General features: G+C 59.8%; 18 protein-coding genes and 9 pseudogenes. 12 read left to right on the top strand and 15 right to left on the bottom strand.

The features are described 5' to 3' along the window. Nucleotides 1-7: 7 nt before the first annotated feature. Nucleotides 8-627 (top strand): annotated as a pseudogene (locus G5S42_RS42560) (transposase). An 828-nt stretch (nt 628-1,455) separates the two neighbouring features. On the opposite strand, the gene G5S42_RS42555 reads toward G5S42_RS42560, so the two are convergent. Both G5S42_RS42555 and G5S42_RS42550 read right to left on the bottom strand, forming a co-directional pair. Then, the gene (locus G5S42_RS42555) at nt 1,456-1,761 is read right to left on the bottom strand and encodes a hypothetical protein (RefSeq protein WP_176112528.1); all 306 of its coding nucleotides are present in this window, start codon (nt 1,759-1,761) and stop codon (nt 1,456-1,458) included. Continuing rightward, nucleotides 1,704-1,855: pseudogene (locus G5S42_RS42550) on the bottom strand (IS6 family transposase); the annotation flags it as partial. The pseudogene G5S42_RS42550 and the gene G5S42_RS42555, both read right to left, overlap by 58 nt. On the opposite strand from G5S42_RS42550, the pseudogene G5S42_RS42545 reads away from it, so the two are divergent. The 3 genes and pseudogenes from G5S42_RS42545 to G5S42_RS42535 form a co-directional block, all read left to right on the top strand. Further along, nucleotides 1,853-4,301 (top strand): annotated as a pseudogene (locus tag G5S42_RS42545) (Tn3 family transposase); the annotation flags it as partial. The pseudogenes G5S42_RS42550 and G5S42_RS42545 sit on opposite strands and share 3 nt — an antisense overlap. Before the next feature lie 152 nt (nt 4,302-4,453). Beyond that, complete coding sequence (locus G5S42_RS42540; RefSeq protein ID WP_176112579.1) at nt 4,454-6,154, top strand: tetratricopeptide repeat protein; 1,701 nt, start codon at nt 4,454-4,456, stop codon at nt 6,152-6,154. Between the two features lie 69 nt (nt 6,155-6,223). After that, a pseudogene (locus G5S42_RS42535) lies at nt 6,224-6,609 on the top strand (transposase); the annotation flags it as partial. Nucleotides 6,610-6,635: 26 nt separating this feature from the next. On the opposite strand, the gene G5S42_RS42530 reads toward G5S42_RS42535, so the two are convergent. From G5S42_RS42530 to G5S42_RS42520, 3 genes are read right to left on the bottom strand one after another with little or no spacing between them, the layout of a single operon-like run. Beyond that, on the bottom strand, nt 6,636-7,358 hold the full coding sequence (locus tag G5S42_RS42530; RefSeq protein WP_176112576.1) for an IS6 family transposase: 723 nt from the start codon (nt 7,356-7,358) through the stop codon (nt 6,636-6,638). A 55-nt stretch (nt 7,359-7,413) separates the two neighbouring features. Beyond that, nucleotides 7,414-7,671: a helix-turn-helix domain-containing protein gene (locus G5S42_RS45380; RefSeq protein WP_176112575.1), complete on the bottom strand. Its 258-nt coding sequence runs from the start codon at nt 7,669-7,671 to the stop codon at nt 7,414-7,416. 28 nt (nt 7,672-7,699) lie between these two features. Next, the gene (locus tag G5S42_RS42520; protein WP_176112573.1) at nt 7,700-8,041 is read right to left on the bottom strand and encodes a hypothetical protein; all 342 of its coding nucleotides are present in this window, start codon (nt 8,039-8,041) and stop codon (nt 7,700-7,702) included. Nucleotides 8,042-8,246: 205 nt separating this feature from the next. Here G5S42_RS42520 and G5S42_RS42515 point away from each other — a divergent pair, with 205 nt between their 5' ends. Then, a complete protein-coding gene (locus G5S42_RS42515; protein ID WP_176112572.1) occupies nt 8,247-8,486 on the top strand; it encodes a hypothetical protein in 240 nt (79 codons plus the stop codon). A 72-nt stretch (nt 8,487-8,558) separates the two neighbouring features. On the opposite strand, the pseudogene G5S42_RS45010 reads toward G5S42_RS42515, so the two are convergent. Continuing rightward, a pseudogene (locus G5S42_RS45010) lies at nt 8,559-8,715 on the bottom strand (IS5/IS1182 family transposase); the annotation flags it as partial. A 166-nt stretch (nt 8,716-8,881) separates the two neighbouring features. Here G5S42_RS45010 and G5S42_RS42510 point away from each other — a divergent pair. From G5S42_RS42510 to G5S42_RS42490, 5 genes and pseudogenes are all read left to right on the top strand, one after another. Then, complete coding sequence (locus G5S42_RS42510) at nt 8,882-9,835, top strand: IS5 family transposase (protein WP_176112570.1); 954 nt, start codon at nt 8,882-8,884, stop codon at nt 9,833-9,835. 232 nt (nt 9,836-10,067) lie between these two features. Then, nucleotides 10,068-10,475, top strand: a complete 408-nt coding sequence (locus tag G5S42_RS46135) for a hypothetical protein (RefSeq protein WP_246392619.1) — start codon at nt 10,068-10,070, stop codon at nt 10,473-10,475. A 2-nt stretch (nt 10,476-10,477) separates the two neighbouring features. Next, nucleotides 10,478-11,242, top strand: a complete 765-nt coding sequence (locus G5S42_RS42500; RefSeq protein WP_176112567.1) for a hypothetical protein — start codon at nt 10,478-10,480, stop codon at nt 11,240-11,242. 221 nt (nt 11,243-11,463) lie between these two features. Continuing rightward, a pseudogene (locus tag G5S42_RS46015) lies at nt 11,464-11,790 on the top strand (winged helix-turn-helix domain-containing protein); the annotation flags it as partial. A 56-nt stretch (nt 11,791-11,846) separates the two neighbouring features. Further along, entirely contained in the window at nt 11,847-12,569 is a 723-nt protein-coding gene (locus G5S42_RS42490; protein ID WP_176112563.1) for an IS6 family transposase, read from the top strand. A gap of 56 nt (nt 12,570-12,625) precedes the next feature. Here G5S42_RS42490 and G5S42_RS42485 read toward each other — a convergent pair. The 3 genes and pseudogenes from G5S42_RS42485 to G5S42_RS43980 form a co-directional block, all read right to left on the bottom strand. Beyond that, nucleotides 12,626-12,790 (bottom strand): annotated as a pseudogene (locus G5S42_RS42485) (IS3 family transposase); the annotation flags it as partial. Between the two features lie 5 nt (nt 12,791-12,795). After that, a pseudogene (locus G5S42_RS42480) lies at nt 12,796-13,034 on the bottom strand (DDE-type integrase/transposase/recombinase); the annotation flags it as partial. 149 nt (nt 13,035-13,183) lie between these two features. Next, a complete protein-coding gene (locus tag G5S42_RS43980; protein ID WP_217710381.1) occupies nt 13,184-13,465 on the bottom strand; it encodes a hypothetical protein in 282 nt (93 codons plus the stop codon). A 488-nt stretch (nt 13,466-13,953) separates the two neighbouring features. Here G5S42_RS43980 and G5S42_RS42470 point away from each other — a divergent pair, with 488 nt between their 5' ends. Both G5S42_RS42470 and G5S42_RS42465 read left to right on the top strand, forming a co-directional pair. Beyond that, the gene (locus G5S42_RS42470) at nt 13,954-14,136 is read left to right on the top strand and encodes a hypothetical protein (protein WP_217710380.1); all 183 of its coding nucleotides are present in this window, start codon (nt 13,954-13,956) and stop codon (nt 14,134-14,136) included. Between the two features lie 422 nt (nt 14,137-14,558). Continuing rightward, nucleotides 14,559-15,239 carry a GNAT family N-acetyltransferase gene (locus G5S42_RS42465; RefSeq protein ID WP_376777365.1) on the top strand — a complete coding sequence of 227 codons (681 nt, stop codon included), beginning with the start codon at nt 14,559-14,561 and terminating at the stop codon, nt 15,237-15,239. Here G5S42_RS42465 and G5S42_RS46010 read toward each other — a convergent pair. The 6 genes and pseudogenes from G5S42_RS46010 to G5S42_RS42440 form a co-directional block, all read right to left on the bottom strand. Continuing rightward, nucleotides 15,227-15,538 (bottom strand): annotated as a pseudogene (locus tag G5S42_RS46010) (class I SAM-dependent methyltransferase); the annotation flags it as partial. The gene G5S42_RS42465 and the pseudogene G5S42_RS46010 overlap by 13 nt on opposite strands. A gap of 34 nt (nt 15,539-15,572) precedes the next feature. Then, a complete protein-coding gene (locus G5S42_RS42460; RefSeq protein WP_176112557.1) occupies nt 15,573-16,208 on the bottom strand; it encodes a phosphotransferase family protein in 636 nt (211 codons plus the stop codon). A 203-nt stretch (nt 16,209-16,411) separates the two neighbouring features. Further along, nucleotides 16,412-16,867 (bottom strand): CesT family type III secretion system chaperone, encoded by a 456-nt coding sequence (locus tag G5S42_RS42455; protein ID WP_176112555.1) that lies wholly within the window; start codon nt 16,865-16,867, stop codon nt 16,412-16,414. A gap of 47 nt (nt 16,868-16,914) precedes the next feature. Further along, complete coding sequence (locus G5S42_RS42450; RefSeq protein ID WP_176112553.1) at nt 16,915-17,160, bottom strand: type III secretion protein; 246 nt, start codon at nt 17,158-17,160, stop codon at nt 16,915-16,917. A gap of 127 nt (nt 17,161-17,287) precedes the next feature. Further along, nucleotides 17,288-18,553 carry a type III secretion protein gene (locus G5S42_RS42445; RefSeq protein WP_176112552.1) on the bottom strand — a complete coding sequence of 422 codons (1,266 nt, stop codon included), beginning with the start codon at nt 18,551-18,553 and terminating at the stop codon, nt 17,288-17,290. 178 nt (nt 18,554-18,731) lie between these two features. Continuing rightward, complete coding sequence (locus G5S42_RS42440) at nt 18,732-19,970, bottom strand: hypothetical protein (RefSeq protein ID WP_176112551.1); 1,239 nt, start codon at nt 19,968-19,970, stop codon at nt 18,732-18,734. Nucleotides 19,971-19,981: the final 11 nt, after the last annotated feature.

Genomic DNA, 19,981 nt, shown 5'->3' with positions numbered 1-19,981 from the left:
GGAGATCATGCGCGGCGCCGACACGTTCACCGAGAGTTTGTTTTCCGTACGCAAGCTGGACGACTTCGTGCCCAAGTCGCATCCGTTGCGTTCGATCCGCGTGATGGCGAACGAAGCGCTGGCGAAGATGGATCGACTGTTCGCGGGGATGTACGAAGCTGACATAAAGGGTGGACGGCCGAGCATCGCGCCAGAGAAGTTGCTGCGAGCCATGCTGATCCAGATCCTTTACAGCATCCGCTCGGAGCGCCAACTCATGGAGCAGGTGCAGTACAACCTGCTGTTTCGCTGAATCCGAACGTAGAAATTACGTTGGGTGCAGACAAGGGTTACGACGCTCAGGAATTCATCGAGGCGTGCCAACAGATGAAGGTCACACCGCACGTTGCGCAAAACACCTCGGGGCGACGTTCGGCAGTGCCCGATACGATTGCCTCGAGCGCGGGCTACGCCATTTCGCAGCAAAAGCGGAAGTTGATCGAACAAGGTTTCGGCTGGGCCAAGACCGTAGGGCGCATGCGCCAGGTGATGGTGCGCGGCTTGAAGAAGGTGGACCAGATGTTCGTGTTGAACATGACGGCCTATAACCTCGTGCGCATGCGATCCCTGGCACAAATCCGCCCATAGTGGCTGGAAAAGGCGGCAATGAGGCCAGAAGCCGGCCTCACAGTGCTTTAAAAAGGTTGATGCGCGTTGAAATTGCACAATGCGAAAGATTTAGCGACGGTGGGCGCTCAAATCGTGGAAGGCCGATTCCGGGCGGGGGTATTTCCGCATCCTGCTAGGAGGAGGCCCCATTTGTCGTACTGACTCTCGCCAATTTGCTTGCTGTTCCTTCGACGCCTGTGTATAAGGCGATTTTGTGTCAGTCTCCGAGGTAGGCGATTGAGCATAAACGACAGACGTTGACCAAGCTGTGCTCAGGACGATGACCGTCATGACGGCCAGCGCCCTATGATCCTTGGATGTATTGAATTTCTTGAGTGATAGCATATATTTTTGAATTTGATTTCTCTACGATGGAGCAGGAAGTCAAGCTCCGTCGGATCTGTGCGTTACGGAACGTTCTCTACGGCCCGCCCGCGCCTAGTCATGGAAGGTGACCGCGCAGGCTGACCGTAGGAGCGGCCGAGTGGATTTACTTCGCATAACAGAATTCCTAGTTTCCTCTCTCCCAGCTCAAAAAGCACGGACGGCGGCCACTTGCCGTCTTATTCTGCCCACGGAGGGCTGTGTCAGGCGCATCCATTTTCGTGCTTCCCTGCCGTTTTCATCAGTTGCGCTCGGCTGTTTCGCAAGAGTCGCCGCACTGGCGCGCCTCCGCTCAACATCACGTGATGATAGAGCACCGAAATAAAAGCGTAACACCTGACCCTTACCGCCAACGTGACCAGACTATCTCAGTATTCCCGTCGAATTTTGTCCGAGCGGCTGCAAGGATGCAAGCAAATCAGATCAATAAAACTGATGTTGCGGCTCGCATTTTCTGATAACGGTTTTTCGCAGAAGCGCTAATATGTCCACTAATTCGGCAAGCGGTGCGGCCGCGACCGGATGCGCGGCGGGCGGTGTCATGGTCGGCGTGACGACCGGCTGGAGAGCGGCCGGAACGTGAATCGCCGCAGGCACGCGATACACCACCGCTTCGGGTTCTGTTGCAGTAAGGGTGTCGGGACGAGAAATGTCGATCTGGTAAGTATTGCTTATGACACAGGGGAGTAAAACTGCTGGAAAGCAGACGACGGGTCTTTGCCCGCACATTTCATCTGTCCTTTCCTGATCATGTGCATTACCTCGATGCCGCCGAGAATGTGACCCTCGCACGGGAGAAGTTCTTGAATCCCAGCATTGGCCTATCGACCAGGCACAATGGCTGGGCGAACTTGCCCTGAATGAGGCGAAGACAAAAGTCGAACTGCCCGATATCGTCAACGTGTTGATCGAGGAACTGGTCCGCCACCGCTACGAACTGCCGCCGCTGGCAACTCTGCAGCGCATCGCCGTGCAGGCCCGCAACGAGGTCAACGAAGCCATCTACGGGGCCATAGCGGACGCGCTCGACGCGTCACTCGTCGCGAAAATTGACGCGCTCCTGATCGTCAAGGCTGGCAAATCGGGCTGGGACGATCTCAAACGCGAATCGAAGCGGCCTGCTGTACGCGTGATTGCAAGTTTCCTCAAGCACATTCACGAGCTGCGCAAGCTGGCCGAGGGCCTGCCGCCAACGCCCGCGATGCTCTCGGTGAGCAAACGGACCCAACTGGTGACCGAAGCGCGCGCACTCGATGTCGCCGAGTTTCGTTCGCTCAAGACCTCGAAGCGTCATGCACTTGCGGTACTGTTCATCCAGGCGCAGTTGCAGAAGGCGCTTGATGACGTCGCCGAGATCTTCATCAAGGTGGTGCGCAAGCTGGAGTCCTACGCAAAGGTCCGACTGCAAAAATACCAGCTTGAGCACGCCGGTATGCTGGAGGGACTGGTCGGGCAGTTCCGGGACGTCCTGCAGATACTTCAGGATGAGGGCGTACCGGAGCCTAAGCGGTTACCGAAAATCCGCGAGGCGCTCGGCGATCCGGCCGAAGCGCTCGCACAATGCAACGAGCACATCGCTTATGCCGGACAGTTCGATCTGCCGTTCATGCTCGTGCCGTACCGCACTCAGCGCTCGCTGCTGTTCCAGTGCCTGGACGTGCTGCCGCTGCAATCGAGCTCGCAGGACCGCGCGGTGCTGGTCGCGCTCGCGTGGCTGCAAGGTTTCCGCAGCGCGCACCGCGAATACCTGCTGCTGACCGACAACGACCTCGCGAAGCTGCCTCTGGACTGGTTGCCGGAGAAGTGGGAGCGCGCGACATTTCCGCACGGCCGGGACAGCCGGATGCTGCACCGCCGGTTCTTTGAGCTGGGTGTCTTCAGCCAGATCATGCGGGAACTCAATTCCGGTGACCTCTATGTGGAGGGCAGCGACCGCTTCGACGACTATCGGGTGCATCAAGTTACCGACGAAAAATTCCGGCGTGAACTGCCGCGCTATTGTGAGATCGTGGGCTTGCCCACGGACGGCAAGAGCTTTGCGAAGGATCTGCGAGGCAGGCTGAACGCGGCGCTTGACGAGGCCGATGCGAACTTCCCGGCAAACGACAGCATCGAGTTCGTCAATGAGGAACTCGTCATCCACAAGCCGGGCAAGGAGCCCGAGCCGCCGAACCGCACGTTGATCGATCAGGCCATCACGGCATCGATGCCGCAGCTCAGCATCCTGGATCTCCTCACCGAAACCGAGCAGTGGCTCGACCTGCATAAACTGTTTGGACCGCTATCCGGGTTTGACGCGAAAATCGACGATCCGCGCAAGCGTTTCATCACGACGCTGTTCTGCTACGGCTGCAACCTGGGGCCGAGCCAGACGGCGCGCTCGGTGAAAGGTCTCACTCGCAAAGGATACGGCGGGATCGGCTACTATCACGTATCCGACATGTACATCGCGCTGTGCAGTCACTTCATCCCATGCGGCGTCCACGAAGCCGTCTACATCCTCGATGGGCTGATCCTGAATGGCGCCGACGTCAAGCCCGATACGATCCACGGTGATACGCAGGGCGCAAAGCGGTCCGGTCTTCGGCCTGTCGTACGTGGTGGGCATCAACCTCATGCCGCGCATGCGCAACATCAAGGATCTCGTGCTGTACAAGGCCGACCGGGGGCGCAAATACAAGCACATCGACAGCTTGTGCCGTCAGGCGATTGACTGGTCACTCATCGAACGTCATTATGTCGACATGATGCGCGTTGCATTGTCAATCAAGGCAGGCAGGATGACGCCATCGACGATCCTGCGCCGCCTCGGATCGGAGAGTACAAAAAACAAGCTCTACTTCGCATTCCGGGAGCTGGGGCGCGTGATCCGGACGCTGTTCCTGCTGAAGTATCTCAATCAACCGGATCTACGACGGACGATTCACGCGGCGACCAACAAGAGCGAGCAGTTCAACGACTTCGCCCAGTAGCTGATGTTCGGTGGCGAAGGAGTGATAGCCGAAAACGTCCGACACGAGCAACGCAAGGTGATCAAATACAACCACCTCGTCGCGAACATGGTGATCCTGTACAACGTGCAATGGATGTCGCGCAAGCTGAAGGAACTGAAGGAGAAGGGGCACCCGGTCGATGCAGACGTCCTGAGGGTACTATCGCCCTACCGGCGCGAGCACATCAACCGGCTCGGGGACTATCTGCTCGATCTCCAGCGTCCCGTTTCGCCCCTCGATCCGACGATCGATTTTGCGTTCAGATCAGCAGCCTAGTCTTGGACATGCCCGATTTTTTTTAACGGATCCTGGCTCCCAAACCTCTTGATCGAATCAATGCCCGGGCGTGACCGATTAACAGGGAGCTTCAACTTCAACGGCGAGCAAGGACATACTGCGAATGCTCTCGATCGCGCAAAGGATGCGCCATGACCAAGTTTGAGGTCGCTGTTGCCGCACACCGGGCAGGCCGACTGGTCGAGGCAGAAGCTGCCTACCGGCAGCTTCTGTCGATCAATACGGCGCACGCTGACGCCATGCATCTGCTAGGCGTTATTGAATTGCAAAGAGGCAGGCCGGGCGAAGCGGAGGTGCTGATCCTTGCGGCGCTGACACACCGCAAAGACGCTGTTTTCATGACAGATCTGGGTGTGGCATTGGGTTGCCAGGGTAAGCTTTCCGCCGCAGAAGCCGCGTTCCGGAAGGCATTGGAGTTGAACCCCGATCTGGCTGAAGCACACAATCATCTGGGTATTCTCCTTGTCCAGACGCAGCGAACGGTGGAAGCGGAGATTGCCTTTCGACGTGTAGTCGGCCTCAGGCCTGATTCTGCCGAGGCATGGAACAACCTGGGACAGGTTCTTTGTGAAACCGTGCAGCTCGTAGAAGCAGAGGCCACCCTTCGCCATGCGCTGCTGTTGAAGCCCGACTACGCAGAGGGGCACAACAATTTCGGAATCCTACTGAGCAAAACCGGACGTTACGCCCATGCGGAAGCTGCTTTTAAAAAAGCACTCGCGCTCAACGTAAACTATCCAGCAGCCCACAACAATCTGGGTCATTTACTGTCTGGCATCGGCCGGTTTGCCGAAGCAGAACCGGCCTTCATCCGGGCACTGGAACTGAATTCTGACTATGTTGATGCCCGTTTCAATCTGAGCCTGCTGCTCCTTGCGACAGGAAGATATGCCGAAGCATGGCCGAACTATGAGACCCGTTACAGTCCGAACATGAGCGACCGGAAAATGGTGGTGCCGGGATTTTCATATCCGCAGTGGCAGGGCGAGCCTTTGGGCGGCAAATCCCTCGTGCTCCTGCCGGAACAGGGATTCGGCGATTGCATACAGTTCGCCCGCTACATTCCCTTGCTTAAGGGACGCGGCCCGTCGCGAATCAGTGTGGTTTGCGACCCGGTCCTCGGCGCCCTGCTGGAGACGGTCGACGGGGTTGACGAAGTGATAACGGATTCCGGATCGGTACCGGAGCATGACTACTGGACGTTTCCGTTAAGTCTGCCGATGCATTTCGGGACGACCGTTGAAACGATGCCTGGCTCTCTGCCATATGTGCATGCGACGCCCGAGCGGCTGGAATACTGGCGCAACGAACTGCCCGCTGAGGGACTAAGAATCGGGCTGGTCTGGAAAGGCAGGGGCACGCACGGAAACGATCACAGCCGTTCCTTGCGTGACATATCGGACCTGGCTCCGCTGTGGTCGGTACCGGGGCTCACGTTCGTCAGTCTGCAGCATGGGCTACGCGATGAATCCCGGCGAGCGTCCGCAGAACAGCCTCTCGTCGAACTGGGCGGGAAAATCAAGGATTTTGCCGACACAGCCGCCATCGTCGCCCAGTTGGACCTGACAATCTGTGTTGACACGGCGATCGCGCACGTTGCTGGCGCGCTCGGCAAACCATGCTGGGTACTACTCCCGGCCTTTGGGTGCGACTGGCGCTGGCTGCAGGACCGGACGGATTCGCCGTGGTACCCAGGAGCTGTAAGCCTGTTCAGGCAAAGCAGGTTTGGCGAATGGCGTGAAACGATTGAGGACGTTACCACTGCGCTGAGGATCTGGGCGGCAACGGAAGTTATCGTTGAAACTGGTGTACGCGGCGTAGGGAGGGGGTGAGGAGGCGGTGGCGATTGCGAGAAAATGTTGCTTTCCAAGGTAACACTTCCCCAATCGAACTCTACCACGATGGCGAAACGTACGCAGGAAACGAACAGCAGTCAAGCAGCAGAAGCAGACATCAAGGGCGCGTGCGGTCTGGACGATCTGATCCAGCAAGGCGCGCGGCGAATCATCCAGCAGGCCATTGAGGCAGAACTGGCGACGATGCTTGAGCAATATTCGAATGTGAAGACGATGGACGGTCGACGAGCGCTCGTGCGCAACGGCTATCTGCCAGAGCGCGAGATCCTCACGGCGGTGGGTCCGGCGCCCGTCAAGGTGCCCAAGGTGGCGACCGCTCGGACGCGGGCGTCAGATTCAACTCGTTGATCGTGCCACCCTGGGTACGCAAGTCGCCGCGTGTGTCGTCGTCGCTGCCGTGGCGGTTCTGTTGCAGTAAGGGTGTCGGGACGAGAAATGTCGATATGATAAGTATTGCTTATGACACAAGGGAGTAAAACTGCTGGGAAGCAGGCGACGGGTCTTTGCCCGCAGATTTCATCTGTCCTTTCCTGATCATGTGCATTACCTCGATGCCGCCGAGAATGACCCTCGCACGGTGGAAGTTCTTGACTCCCAGCATCGGCCGGGTCCGGCGTTTGATAGCCCGATGGTCCTGTTCGACAATGTTGTTCAGATACTTGATCTGACGGACCTTGATCGGCGTCTCGCGATCGGCATTCACCGCATCCAGTGCGGCCAGATTGGAGCCGCTTTTGTCGATGGTCACGGTCTCTGGCGTACCATTATGGGTGATCGCCTTTTCAAAGAACCGCCGGGCAGCGACCTTGTCCCGCCTGGCCCTGAGCAGGAAGTCGACCGTGTCGCCCGCCTTGTCCACTGCCCGGTAAAGATATTTCCACTCACCTTTGATCTTGATATAGCTCTCGTCCATTCGCCAGCTTTTCCCAACCGGACGCTTGTGCTTGCGGAAGCTCCTTTCGAAGAGCGGCAGCAGTTTGATGACCCAGCGGTACACCGTCGAATGATCCACCGCGACACCACGCTCGCCCATCATTTCCGCAAGATTGCGCAAACTCAGCGAATAGGCCACGTACCATCGCACGCACAGCAAAATCACTTCAAGCGGGTAGTGACGGCGCTTCAGGACCTTGGCCAAGCCCGGCGCGAGTGTGGTTCGCAGTGTCTTCGCCTTCTTCATCGCACAGCTCAAAAATTCGCTACCCAATTTTAACGTGGGCCTTACTGCAACAGAACTACGTCTTGCGCTTCCAGGTCAGTACCGCCTCCTCGTTGCGCTCGATCGCCCGGCGCTCCGGCTTTTGCGAGCTGAACCCCAAGGCGCCCAGCAACCGCCAGACATGTACCTCGCTGAAGGTAACGCCGTACAGTCGCTCGATGAGCACCCGTACGCGCTTGAGCCCTTGAAGCCCCTCATCGCTCTGATGATCTGTTTGATCGCCCGATATCCTATTCGGTATGTTATTTAGATACTTGTTCTGGTGGATCCTCACCGGGGCTTCACGCGCGGCGTTGATGGCGTCAATCTGAAGTTCTGGCTCGTACTTCTTCCAGCGTATCCTCAAGAAGCTGCTGCGCTTCCTCGGCTGACTCCACGCCAAACATGACGGCCCCGAACGTGCCGTCGATGTGCATCATCAGCACGTGTGCCTTTGCGGTTTCGCCTTTCTTGAAACGGGTCACGAGTTTCCGGTAACGCTTCAGTGCCGTCCCTGAGGAAAACAGTGCTTCGTCCGGCTGCCAGTTATCGACATGACCACCCCACCAACGGGTATCGGCTTGGTCAATCAGCGCCACCAGCAGGCGGCGATTCAGTTTTGTTTGCTGTGCACTGGAAAATGCGTCTTCCAAAGAAAGTGTCATGTGCGTTTTCGGTCCCTGATCGGATGAAGCGGATGAATGTGCATCCGCAGTTTCTCTACTTATGGTGGATCGGATTGAGCGGCTTGAACGAAAATGCTAGCACGGCAATAGTACAAAGCTGCGACCAGAAACAAAAGGGGCGTTGTCACGTTGTCAAGGGCGGTCGAGTAAGATGGCCATATGACCAAGAACAAATCGCTTTATCATGGCCATCGGTTTCCGGCAGCTGTCATTTGAATCGTTGCGCACGCGCGCGCAAGAATTGCGTCTTCACGGGCTGCTGGCCCAGGGGCCCGAGGTTGCGCAGGAGCTGTGGGTCGCACCGTTGGTGCAATGGGAAGAAGACGAGCGAGCCCGTCGCTCGCTCGAGCGGCGCATAAAGGAACCACATCTGGGCGGCTTCAAAGCCTTGCGACTTCGATTGGACTTGGCCGTCAAGGTGTGATCGCGGCGCCATCCTTTGGCCTACTTACCGGGACCGCGCTGGGGGGCGCGTTTGTCGGCCCGTTCACGCGCTTCCATTGCCCCGTTTCGAATAAAACGGCTCCGCCACTGCGCACAGTCGCGCCCACGGCACGATCATGTTCATCTCGTCGAGAAACGCTTCGCGTCGCGTAGGGTTTGCGCTGCGCCCCGAATCCCGCGCATTGATCGACAGCCCTCGCCAGGGTAATTGCTTCATCGCGTTTTTACTTTCGCCGTTGCGTGTCCACGCTATAACGCTCGACAGTCGTGAACGGTGGACTTAGTCAGCATTGCCCTAGGGAAGGTCTGCAAAAGTCCTGGCGTTGACGTCTCGGTGGACTATCCTGGGAGAAGGCAGGTTTAAGGGGTACCTCGATGACACAGCTTGGTCTTGGTCTGGATCTTTCAACTAAACGCACGCGCAAGCGGGAATTTCTCGATGAGATGAGGCGCGTTGTGCCATGGGCGAGGTTGATTGCGTTGATCGAACCGCACTATCCACGGGGTAAGACTGGAAGGCCGCCGTTTCCTATTGCGACGATGCTGCAGATCCACTTCATGCAGCAGTGGTTTGGTCTGTCAGACCCGGCGATGGAAGAGGCGCTTTATGACGTGCCGCTGTATCGTGAGTTTGCTGGGCTGGACGAGGGTATGACGCGTTTGCCGGACGAGAGCACGATTCTCCGGTTCCGTCACCTTCTCGAAACGCACGGCCTGGCTGCGCAGATGCTAACGCTGGTCAATGAGATCCTGAGCGAGAAAGGCTTGATGCTGAAGGTGGGGTCGGCGGTCGACGCTACCTTGATTTCCGCACCCACTTCGACGAAGAACGGCTCTGGTACGCGGGACCCGGAAATGCACCAGACGAAGAAGGGAAATCAATGGTACTTCGGGATGAAAGCGCACATCGGCGTGGACGCAGAGTCGGGCCTGGTCCACACGGTCATCGGCACAGCCGCCAACGTTCACGACATCAATGCGGCCGAAGCGCTGTTGCACGGCCAGGAAATGGATGTGTACGCTGACGCCGGATATCAGGGTATCGAAAAGCGCTGCCAGGTAAGCGCGGTTCGCTGGCATGTCGCGATGCGACCAGGCAGGCGCAGACAACTGGACCTAACCGATCGGCGGGACGCGATATTCGATCAGATTGAACGCCTGAAGGCCGGCATCCGCGCCAAGGTTGAACATCCGTTCCGCGTCCTCAAACAGCAGTTTGGCTATACGAAGACCCGGTACCGGGGGTTGATGAAGAACACCGCCCAGATCACGACACTATTTGCTCTGGGCAACCTGTGGATGGCACGCAAGGCTTTGTGGATAGCTTGAAACGCTCGCAGATTCAGGCCGCGAATCTCGGCAAACAGTAGTCGTCACGCTTCAAAAAGCCAGGCGACCAACCTGCCAGCAGACTCTCATGGCTGATACGACGCAAGTGGCAAACGGCCAACTCTCTGAACACGAGTTGTGCAGACCTTCCCTAGATCAACACCTTTGATGCCATATTACGGCAGACTTCCTACCAGCTAACGCGCGTCCATCTCAACTGCGAGGTAATTGCATGCAGACAATCCTTGTCGCGCCATTAATTGCCGCGCCGATGATATCGGTGCATGCAGAACCGGCGAAACAACTATCAAGCCCTGCCAATGTGGAAAGCGCATTACCGGGGTGCTGCCGTATCGGTGGCGGTCGACCTGACGAAATGCTCACCTACCGGCAATACGGCTTCCAAAACCGGTACGAGTGGCGGGGTGAAGATCAATGCCTGCTGGACCATGGCGGACGGCGACACGCGTCGCACTTGAAACCGTCTCTGAGCTTTTCCGACGAGCACGCGACAGTCGGCCCTGTAGGTGATCCGACCTTGCAAGATCCGCTCGGCGCTCCGATCTGGCGATCTATCCGTTATACGGGGAAACGCGATCAGATCGTCTTCGTGGCAACTAGAGAGAGTTGGAAATGCTAACGATGTCTGCCAGACGAAAAGAAAAGCATGTTTCAAGTTGCGATATCAGTGAAGTCACAAGTCCTCGAAGGTCCGGAACATTAATTCGGTATGCCGTGACTTTGTGTATCACCGTAATTTCGGCGATGACGGTTCAGGCGAATGCTCAGGCCCAGAACCAGCAGCAGGAGTCATTCGACACGTTTATTGCACATACAAAAACTGCAAACTTTCAGGACTACGTTGGCCATGCTGACATCAAACTGACAGAGCTTGCGGAGACCAACCACAACCTTCCCGCATCGCCTTCTTTGAAAGTCAGGGACTCGTCCGCTTTTGAAGAAATGCGCCAGTCGATTCTGGACCGTTATAACGGCGTGCATGTCTCGAAGAGCTTTGTGGCAAACGGTCAGACCTACGACTGCGTCCCGGTGATGGAACAACCTGCGGTTCGCAAATATCACCTCAGGCAAATCGCGACACCGCCTCCATTCATCCTGCCCGTGAAAGCCGATCATGACGTAGCGAGTGCGCCGCCGCAGGACGGCGCAAGCATGCCCTCTTGTGGTAGCAATGCCGTCCCCTTGATGCGAGTCACGATCGACACGCTTAGTAGATTCCCGACCGTGGAGGCGTTTTACAAAAAGGCCGCACCGATGGCGATGACATCATCGGACGCTCAATCACCGAAAACAGGCGTTGCGGCGAGTCTATTGGCTGACGGCCCTCCACACAAATACGCAGTGTTTGAGCAGAAGGTGGATATTGATCCGGCAATAAAATGTTGAAACTTTGAGCGCAACACATGGTCGGAAGTAGTATGGAAAAAATCGACTCCCGAACCTTGCCGATGGCGGCACTGAATGAACGCCGTCGCCGCGCGGTGAAGATGCGCATCGAAGGCGTAGCGTTGAAAGAAGTGGCGCTGCGTTGCGAGATGTCGCCCACGACGGTGATTGCGGCCTGCAAGGCGTACGAGGCGGGCGGCTGGCGTGCCGTGGATGTCGGGCCTCGCGGTCGTCCGTCGGGTACCGGACGCAGCCTGAGCGCAGATCAGGAGCGGGTCGTGCAGAAAATCATCCAGGACCGCACACCTGACCAGTTGAAAATGCCTTATGCCCTGTGGACCCGTCAGAGCGTGGCCGAAGTGATCGAACAACGGTTCGGCATCCGTGTGCCGGTTCGTACGATGGGGCTGTATCTGTCGCGCTGGGGCTTCACCCCGCAAAAGCCATTGAAGAAGGCTTATGAGCAATCGTCGGCGGCGATCAGGAAGTGGCTCGATGAAGACTATCCTGCCATTGCGCAGCGGGCCCAGGCTGAAGGAGCCGAAGTGGTTCTGTTGCAGTAAGGCCCACGTTAAAATTGGGTAGCGAATTTTTGAGCTGTGCGATGAAGAAGACGAAGACACTGCGAACCACACTCGCGCCGGGCTTGGCCAAGGTCCTGAAGCGCCGTCACTACCCGCTTGAAGTGATTTTGCTGTGCGTGCGATGGTACGTGGCCTATTCGCTGAGTTTGCGCAATCTTGCGGAAATGATGGGCGAGCGTGGTATCGCGGTGGATCATTCGACGGTGTACCGCTGGGTCATCAAACTGCTGCCGCTCTTCGAAAGGAGCTTCCGCAAGCACAAGCGTCCGGTTGGGAAAAGCTGGCGAATGGACGAGAGCTATATCAAGATCAAAGGTGAGTGGAAATATCTTTACCGGGCAGTGGACAAGGCGGGCGACACGGTCGACTTCCTGCTCAGGGCCAGGCGGGACAAGGTCGCTGCCCGGCGGTTCTTTGAAAAGGCGATCACCCATAATGGTACGCCAGAGACCGTGACCATCGACAAAAGCGGCTCCAATCTGGCCGCACTGGATGCGGTGAATGCCGATCGCGAGACGCCGATCAAGGTCCGTCAGATCAAGTATCTGAACAACATTGTCGAACAGGACCATCGGGCTATCAAACGCCGGACCCGGCCGATGCTGGGAGTCAAGAACTTCCACCGTGCGAGGGTCATTCTCGGCGGCATCGAGGTAATGCACATGATCAGGAAAGGACAGATGAAATCTGCGGGCAAAGACCCGTCGCCTGCTTCCCAGCAGTTTTACTCCCTTGTGTCATAAGCAATACTTATCATATCGACATTTCTCGTCCCGACACCCTTACTGCAACAGAACCGCTTTGAGCGTAGCTGCAACTCTTCCTCAGCGTAGAGCCGGTAGACCCGGTTACGGATCACGCGCCAGCCTTCGCGTTTGAGCAGCACGTGCACCCGCCGGTAGCCGTATCGCACACGGGTCTGGGCAATCTCACGCATGCGCTGCCGAAGCGCCGTCTGGGGGTGACGGTCGCGTTTCTGAAGCATTTGAACCCGAGCATCGCGTGGACCCAGGACTTGATGTTGCGATGATCTTGCTCAATCAGATTGTTCAAGTTTTTTGAGAAAGGAACGCCTTTGTCGCAGCCACATTCCGCTTGGCGCTGAGTCGAAAATCGACCGTTGTTCCCGCCCGGTCAACCGCGCAGTTAAGATAGACCCATTAGCCACGGATCTTCACATAGCTCTCGTCGACTCGCCACGAATGGCCCGCTTTCAAGGCCAGGCGATAAATGGCGCCCGTCGAACAATCAGTCAATGTCTTTCAGCTTACCCATTGGCTCGTGCTCGTCAAAATCTCGGGCGTAACAGACCAGCGCATCCAAATTGCACCACTACCGGTTCGCGAGCCCCGCGCAATCAGCGGGCGGCGCGCTCCATTCCCGCGGCTTCCGATGCGGTAAGCTGACTTTCGCCGTCCATAGCCTTTTGTAGAAGCTGACGGCTGTTTTGCGACACATTCAGCGCCATCTGGAATAGCTGGAATAGCTGCGACATCTGATTGTTGTGCGACTGGACATCCTGAGGCGACATTTGCGGCGGACCTTCCGGCATGCCGGAAGGCGAATGTGCGGGAGGCGGCTGACGGCTTGCGGACCGCGCACGCGGCGACGGTCCACCCGCCGTCAGGCCGTCGAGCACGCCAGCGTTCTGACTTGCCGTGGGCGTGCCGGAGGGCCGCCGGACCGGGGATTGTGGCTCGTGCGCGGCGGCGTCGGTGTCAATAGGTGCAGCGGGGCCAATATGATAGTAACCAGGAAGTGGCATGTGCGCTCCTTAAAGCGTGGGCGGTCCAGCTTGCAAGCGGCGCGCCCCCGGATTTTGAAAGCAGTGAAGCCCGGTCTGACGACGCTAGCATGCGCCACGGGCGCAACGCCCGCAAAAGCGAAGATGTTTCGTCACGAGCGAAGAAGAACACACGCTTCCCAGTTCCATCGATCGATTCGCGTTGGCGCTTAAGGGTTTAAGCAGCCGTCCTCTTGCTTCGCACGCGGCGCGCCGCCTTCGCGTCCGGCACGTGCGCATTTTTACGGATGCCTATGATCATCCCTGTGGTCGGTGCTTCTTCACCGGCCCCGGTCAACGCAGCAAACAGCCAACCAACGCAACTTTTCTCATCGGAGGATCCTATGGCAATCGCCGCTCCAATAGCCGGAATGGCGGCAATGGAAGCTGAGATGCAAGCGCTGCAACTGGCAGCGATGCAGTTCCAGATGTTCGAGCAGAAGTTGAACCTCGAGAACGCCATCACGAACGCCGAAGCGCAGTTCTCCAACGGCCTGTCGGACTCGCTCAAGTCAGCGGCAAAGTAACCGACTGATTGCTACGCCGCGCGCCGGCCGCCTGTTGCGGGGCAGCGTGCCGGGTCCCCTGTCAGCGTCCTCGATCTCACGCCGCTGGCCGGGCTCCGGCATCCAGCGGTGCTGGCCGGGTTGCATGTGGTACCGGATTCGCTTGCAAGTCTTGTGCTCGCGGATGCCATACCGGACGTGCAACGAAATCGGACGATGCACTGTCGTCTGGAGAAGTGCCATGTCGGTCATGGTTGATTCCGGTCGAACACGGCGGACGGCCGCAGCGCTGGCGATGGCGACGACATCAGGCCGTACATGCACCCGACCGACGACGCAGCGGCCATGGGCCTCCCGGGAGATACCAGCAAGACGGTGAATATCGTGATATCGGACGCCTGACCCCGCGAGCCGGGTGCTGCAAACCGGATGTTGCAGACCTCATGCCGCGCCGATACGAACAGGAGGTTTCGATGGAGTTAAAGCCGTTCGATACCATGAGCGCGTACGGCCTGATTGCCAGGCCGCTCACGACAGACGATTGTCCGACGCTCTTCGAACAGATGTTCAGCGACGACGAAACCATGCTCGATCTCGTGATCCCGAGGCATACCGACGCCTGGGCCACGCACGCATACATCACGGAATCCATGAAGGGCTGGCAATACGGCTTGCGATACCGCTACGGCCTGTTCGGCGAGGACGACGGCGCGCTGACGGCTATCGTGGAACTCACGCCCCGGTTGCCGCAAGTCGAACTCGGCGTGATGATCAGCCGACAAGGCGGCAGCCGCAAGCGTCGCAAATTCTTCCTTGCCCTGCGCGTCATTCTCGACTGGCTGATTACGCAGCCCGGGGTGTATCGGGTGTTCGCATGCTGCGCGGTGGATGGCCGCGCGCACAGCAGCATGGAGCGGCTCGGTTTTTGCCGCGAGGGGACGATGATCAATTACGAAGCACGTCCGAACCGCGGACTTGTTGCAGGCGACAGTTATTTGTACGCCCTGACGCGGTCCGTGGCGCAGGATGGCGGACCGGGAGAGGCGCGCGCCCGCGGCATGTGCGACCACCAGAACATGCCGAAACCGCCGTCGAACCGGGCGGGCACTTCGTCGAGCCGATAAGCGTCCGCGCGCTCAAAACGGACGTGATCTTCGTGTGCAAGCCGCCGCCGGGCAAGCCCGAGCGACGCTGCGTCGTAATCCACAGCATATAGCGAGCGCGCCGCCCCCGAGATTGCGTGGGTCCAGTAGCCAGTGCCGCACGCGATTTCGAGCACATCCAGGCCACTTAGCGCGTCGACCAAATGCTGCTTGAGCGGCGCCAGACCGGCTTCGACCAGCGCGGTGCCATAACCCACAGAGGCGTCGTATTCCGCGGCGCGGGCAGCATAGTACCGGGCATGTTCCTTTGCGTCCGACATGAGAGCTCCATCGGCAGCAACGTGCCGGATATCGTTAATCAAGGTGAGCGACGTGCGCAGGCTCGCGATCTTCTGCAGACGAGAACCCGCGCCGGCCGGCGAGCCATTCGGCAACCCATTCGCCAAGCGTCGCGCTTTTGTTTGCTCCAATGCCGTCGGCAAGCCGTGCCGCGACCGCAAGCGGCAGCCGGCGTCCGACTCGCTCGCGGGCGTCCGGTGTGTCGAGTGCATCTGAATAGCGTGGCAGATAGGCATCTGCCAAGAGGCGCCTCATGACGTTCTCGGCGGGTGCCACGCTCATGGCGCCCGGCGCCGGGGGGAAGCGCAGGCCGACGATCGAGCGCGCGACATCGCAGAGCGGGTCGCCCATCTCGGCCGTCATCCAGTCGATGATCGTCGCGCCGCCGCCTGTGTCCTGCAACACGTTGAACGGATGGAAGTCGCCGTGGCACAGGCGGCCGTCGCGGCATCGCGCCGTGAGCATTCCACGCAGGGCGCGCAGCGCATGCCGCTGCGCGGCCGCGCCGAGGCCATGTATAGCACGATGCAGATCCGCCAGCCGTTCGCCGACATGCCCTGGCGTCACGCCCCGTAATGCTCCCCGCAACGCCGTGCCTGCCACCTTTGCATAAAGAATACCGTTGCGTCCGTGCGGCGCCGCCGGCAGCAACGCGCCGATGGCGGGACGCGAATCGACCCGGTCGCTTGCGCCGCCGCATACGCCGTCCGCGCAAGAACCGCCTCGGTTTGCACATACTCTTGCAGGCACTGTGGATGAAACAGCTTGAGAACCCAGCCATCGCCCTGAGCGAAGACGTGGGCGCTGCAGCCCGTGCCGAGCAGGGCTGCCCGGACTCATTTCAATATCCGGTATCATGCGCGCAGCCAGTAGTATTCGCCCGACGCAATGCCTTCGAACATTTCATCGGTGGACTCCAGGATGTTTTGCCGCCAGTAGCGGCCATGCTCGGCGTAGTGAGACAGCAGGTCGGCCAGCATCGAACCGGACAGGTCCTCTTCGAACGGCAGGCGCAGCACCAGCACCATGCCACCCGTATCGGTATCGAGGCCAAGCTGCGCCTGGTCCTGGGCATAGATCAACAGGTTTGCTTCGAGCATCAGCCGGAATACGACCACCGTGCGGCCCGTGGTCACCGTGCCATAGTGGAAATTCGCGTACATGGCATCTAGATCGCTGTCGAAGTACTCGAGCCGGACATCAAAGCCCTCGACTTCTATCGAACGCGTTTCCAGCACGAACTCGACGTCGGGCAAGCCCACGACACCGCACAGTTCGGTGACAATCTGCGAATAGCGTTTGCTGCTCACGGCATGATTTCATCGAATGGAGCGACCGGCTGTCCCATCCGGACGGGTCAGCGCGCGGCGCCGATCTGTTGTTCCTGGAGATGACCAATCACGCGCGCCGCGGCCATGAATCCCCGGTACAGCCGCGCGAGATTGTTGCGGTCCAGTTCCGTGCGTCCCTGCGCCTCGCCAAACTCGCGGGCAGTCGCCTCCAGCGCGCCGCGCAGCCCGTCGATGTCCGCAAGGCCGGGGGTGGCGAGCGACGCACGCAGGCTGTCGAACTGGGCAGCCTGCGCTTCGATCTGTTCGTACATGTAAGTCTCCGCAATAAATCGATGAACCTTGGGGCGCCGCGCGCTCATCCCTGCGGCGCATGGCGCGCAGAAAGACTGGCGGCGGCGGGCAGCGGCGTGAACATGACGCCCTGAGCGACGTCCCATGTCACCTCTGCGCACTGCTGCTGGCGTCGGCGTGTGCGGCCCGGGGCACTTGCGCGACCTTCCCGGCCGCCATGCCGGCTATGTGCCGGGGCGCAGCCGGTTCGAGCGACGCGTCGCCCAGCACAGCATTGTCGGTAGCCGCGGGTGCTCGCACCGGCGCGCCGCCCGGATTCGCGTAAGCGCCGGCAGGATCGGCATTGACTTCAGCTTCAGCTTCGGCTTCGGCTTCGGCATTGGCGTTGCCGGTGCCGGTGCCGGACGCGAAGGGAGAACCGCTCGCGGGATCGCTGGATGCAAGCGTTCCAGGCAAGTCCACCGCGAAGATGTGCTTGATGCCATCGGGCGTTTCCGCATATCGCACGTCGTCCGATGAAACCATTTCCGAGTAGCTTGCTACCGCCGATTCCGGACCCGGCCGCGAAACCTGGTCCGCCTGGACCAGCAGCGCCTTGACATTCGAATCGAGATCCGAGCGCACGCGCGCCACGGCGGCATCGAGCTGGGTCTTGTCGGCCACGTGGCCCGAGATCACGAAGCGGCCATTGCCGGCGTAGGAAACTGCAGCGCCGGCCACGCCGAGCGAATCCTGGATGCTGCGCACGTCTTCCTGGGCGACGTCGTATTTGCGCACGATGCCGTCCGGCGCAACGCGTGCAAGCAGAGCACGCACGGCGGCGTCGTCGCTGGTGCTTGCGACCATGCCGGTCACCACCACGCTATTGCCAAGCGGGGCCGCATGCAATCCGGCAAGGTGCGACTCGGCCAGTGCCTGCGATATCCGCAACGTGCGGTCGTTGGCGCTTGGGGGAAACGCTGCGTCGCTGATCTGCATGGTGATCACGAGCGCGCCTGCGGTGATCACGCCGCCAAGCAGCACACCGGCCGCAACCGCCGTTAGCTGACGGCGCCGGCGCCGCTGCTGCCTCAGTGAGGCCAGTTGCGATTTCACCGGGCTGGCAAGCAACATGGAAAGCAGGTCCAGGTCAGAAGGCCAGGCCGTGTCTTCGGGGCCGAGACATAGCACAGTATCGTCGAACTGGACCGGCACGAAGTCAATCAGCAGGACCGCGTCCGCTTCGGCATCGCCGGGCAGATCGCGCGAAATGCTAACGACGCCGGTTTCATCGACATCGAGATGCGCGTCGGGACCTTGCCAGTCGGCGAGGTGTATGTCCGCGTCGTCGTCCGGGCCAACGCGGTACCGCCCTGGCGTGAGCGGCAACGACCCGCCTGCATGGATACCCGTCAGTATTCGGAGAACTTTCATCGCGTGTCCTGCATTGCGGTTCAGTGGCGGCGGGGGCGCGGGATGGCTTGCGCGGGCCCGCTGGCCGCGTGCGCGGGGGAGTGTGTCGAGAGTGGCCGGTGTCAAATGTAGCGATTCGCGATCGCGCTCACTCAAGGCTATACGAAGCGCGCACCGCGCAGGCGAAGCTTTGCGACTGTCAGCGGCGAGTGCCTCGTGCGCCCGGGCCGGCGCCGCCCGCCGCCGATGCCGGTCGCGGCTTATCCGCCTGTAGTTCCTCGTGTGTCGTGCGCGTTGCGTGCAAGCCGATGACCGCTTCCTGCATGCCGATACGAGAAATCGATTTGTCGAGCGAATCGTTCGCCGACGGCCGGTCGCCATTGAGCCATATGAGCGGGGCCAGCAAACGAGCGTCGCGAACCCGTTCGCCCCAGGCGTAGGGCGCGTCTTCATCCTTTACCTGACGCGGGCAGGGATCGGTCGTGGTTGCGGTAAGCGTACTGCCGGCGTGAACAGCGTTGCCTGCCGAAGCTGCGCCCATACGCGTGGCGGCACGTTGCTTCGTCAGTTCGACGAAGGGTCCGAGTCCCGCGGCCGGCTGTGCGCCATTGCGGCGCCTGAACGCAAGCCAGCGCCGGACTTGCTGGATCATGCCGAGATGAAAGGCCGCAGACGGATCGGCCGAGAGCCAGTCGACGATATCAAGCAGGCCGTGGCCCCAGACGTCTCGCATGGCACTTGAATGCCGGGGATCGTCGCTGGCTGCATCGAAGCAGGCGGCGATGGCAGCGAGTGGCCAGGCGGTGCCGGTCTGCTTTATCGTTTCGCTTGCCGCTCCTGACGGACACGCATCGTGCCTGTCGGCCGGCTGGCGCTCGCGCTGTTGCTGACTGCCGCCGCCAGTTCCGCCACCACGGGTGCCTTGCTCGCCGCCGTCGTGCGGTCGCTGGCTCTTGCGCACCGACCCGCCCGTGGCCTTGACACGCAGCTTCTTGCGGTGCTCCGGCGAGCCGCCTTCGTCCGAGGGGCCTCCGCCTTCGTCCTGAGCATGGCAGCCCTGGCCGCCACGGCCGGCCTGACGCCGTGCCACATCCGCCTCACGCGGATGAAACATGCTGCCTTTGGAGCCGCCGCTTTCCTCTGCGCCGCCTGCATGTTCGCCATGGCGGGGGCGCCGCATGACCAAGCGCAGCCACCCGGGCCGCAGCAGATTCCGGGTGTTGATCGAGCGGATTTGCCTCGCATGCTCCAAATTGCCGCCATAGGCATAACTGGTGCCGTGATGCAGTGTCGCAAAGCGCATGCCTTTGTGCGTGGCCTGCGAGTGATCGAGGCGCTGCGCCTCGCCGGCACGCTGGGTTTCCGCCGCGCGCCGCGCCTCCGAATGACGTTGCGCTTCGGCGGCCGCTGCGGCATCCTGCGATCCGATCCATGTCATCGATGTCCTCC

It is taken from the genome of Paraburkholderia youngii, from assembly GCF_013366925.1.
GTDB classification, from domain to species: Bacteria; Pseudomonadota; Gammaproteobacteria; order Burkholderiales; family Burkholderiaceae; genus Paraburkholderia; species Paraburkholderia youngii.
The sequence above is the reverse complement of the archived record's forward strand: the minus strand, read 5'-3'. Positions and strand labels throughout refer to the sequence as shown.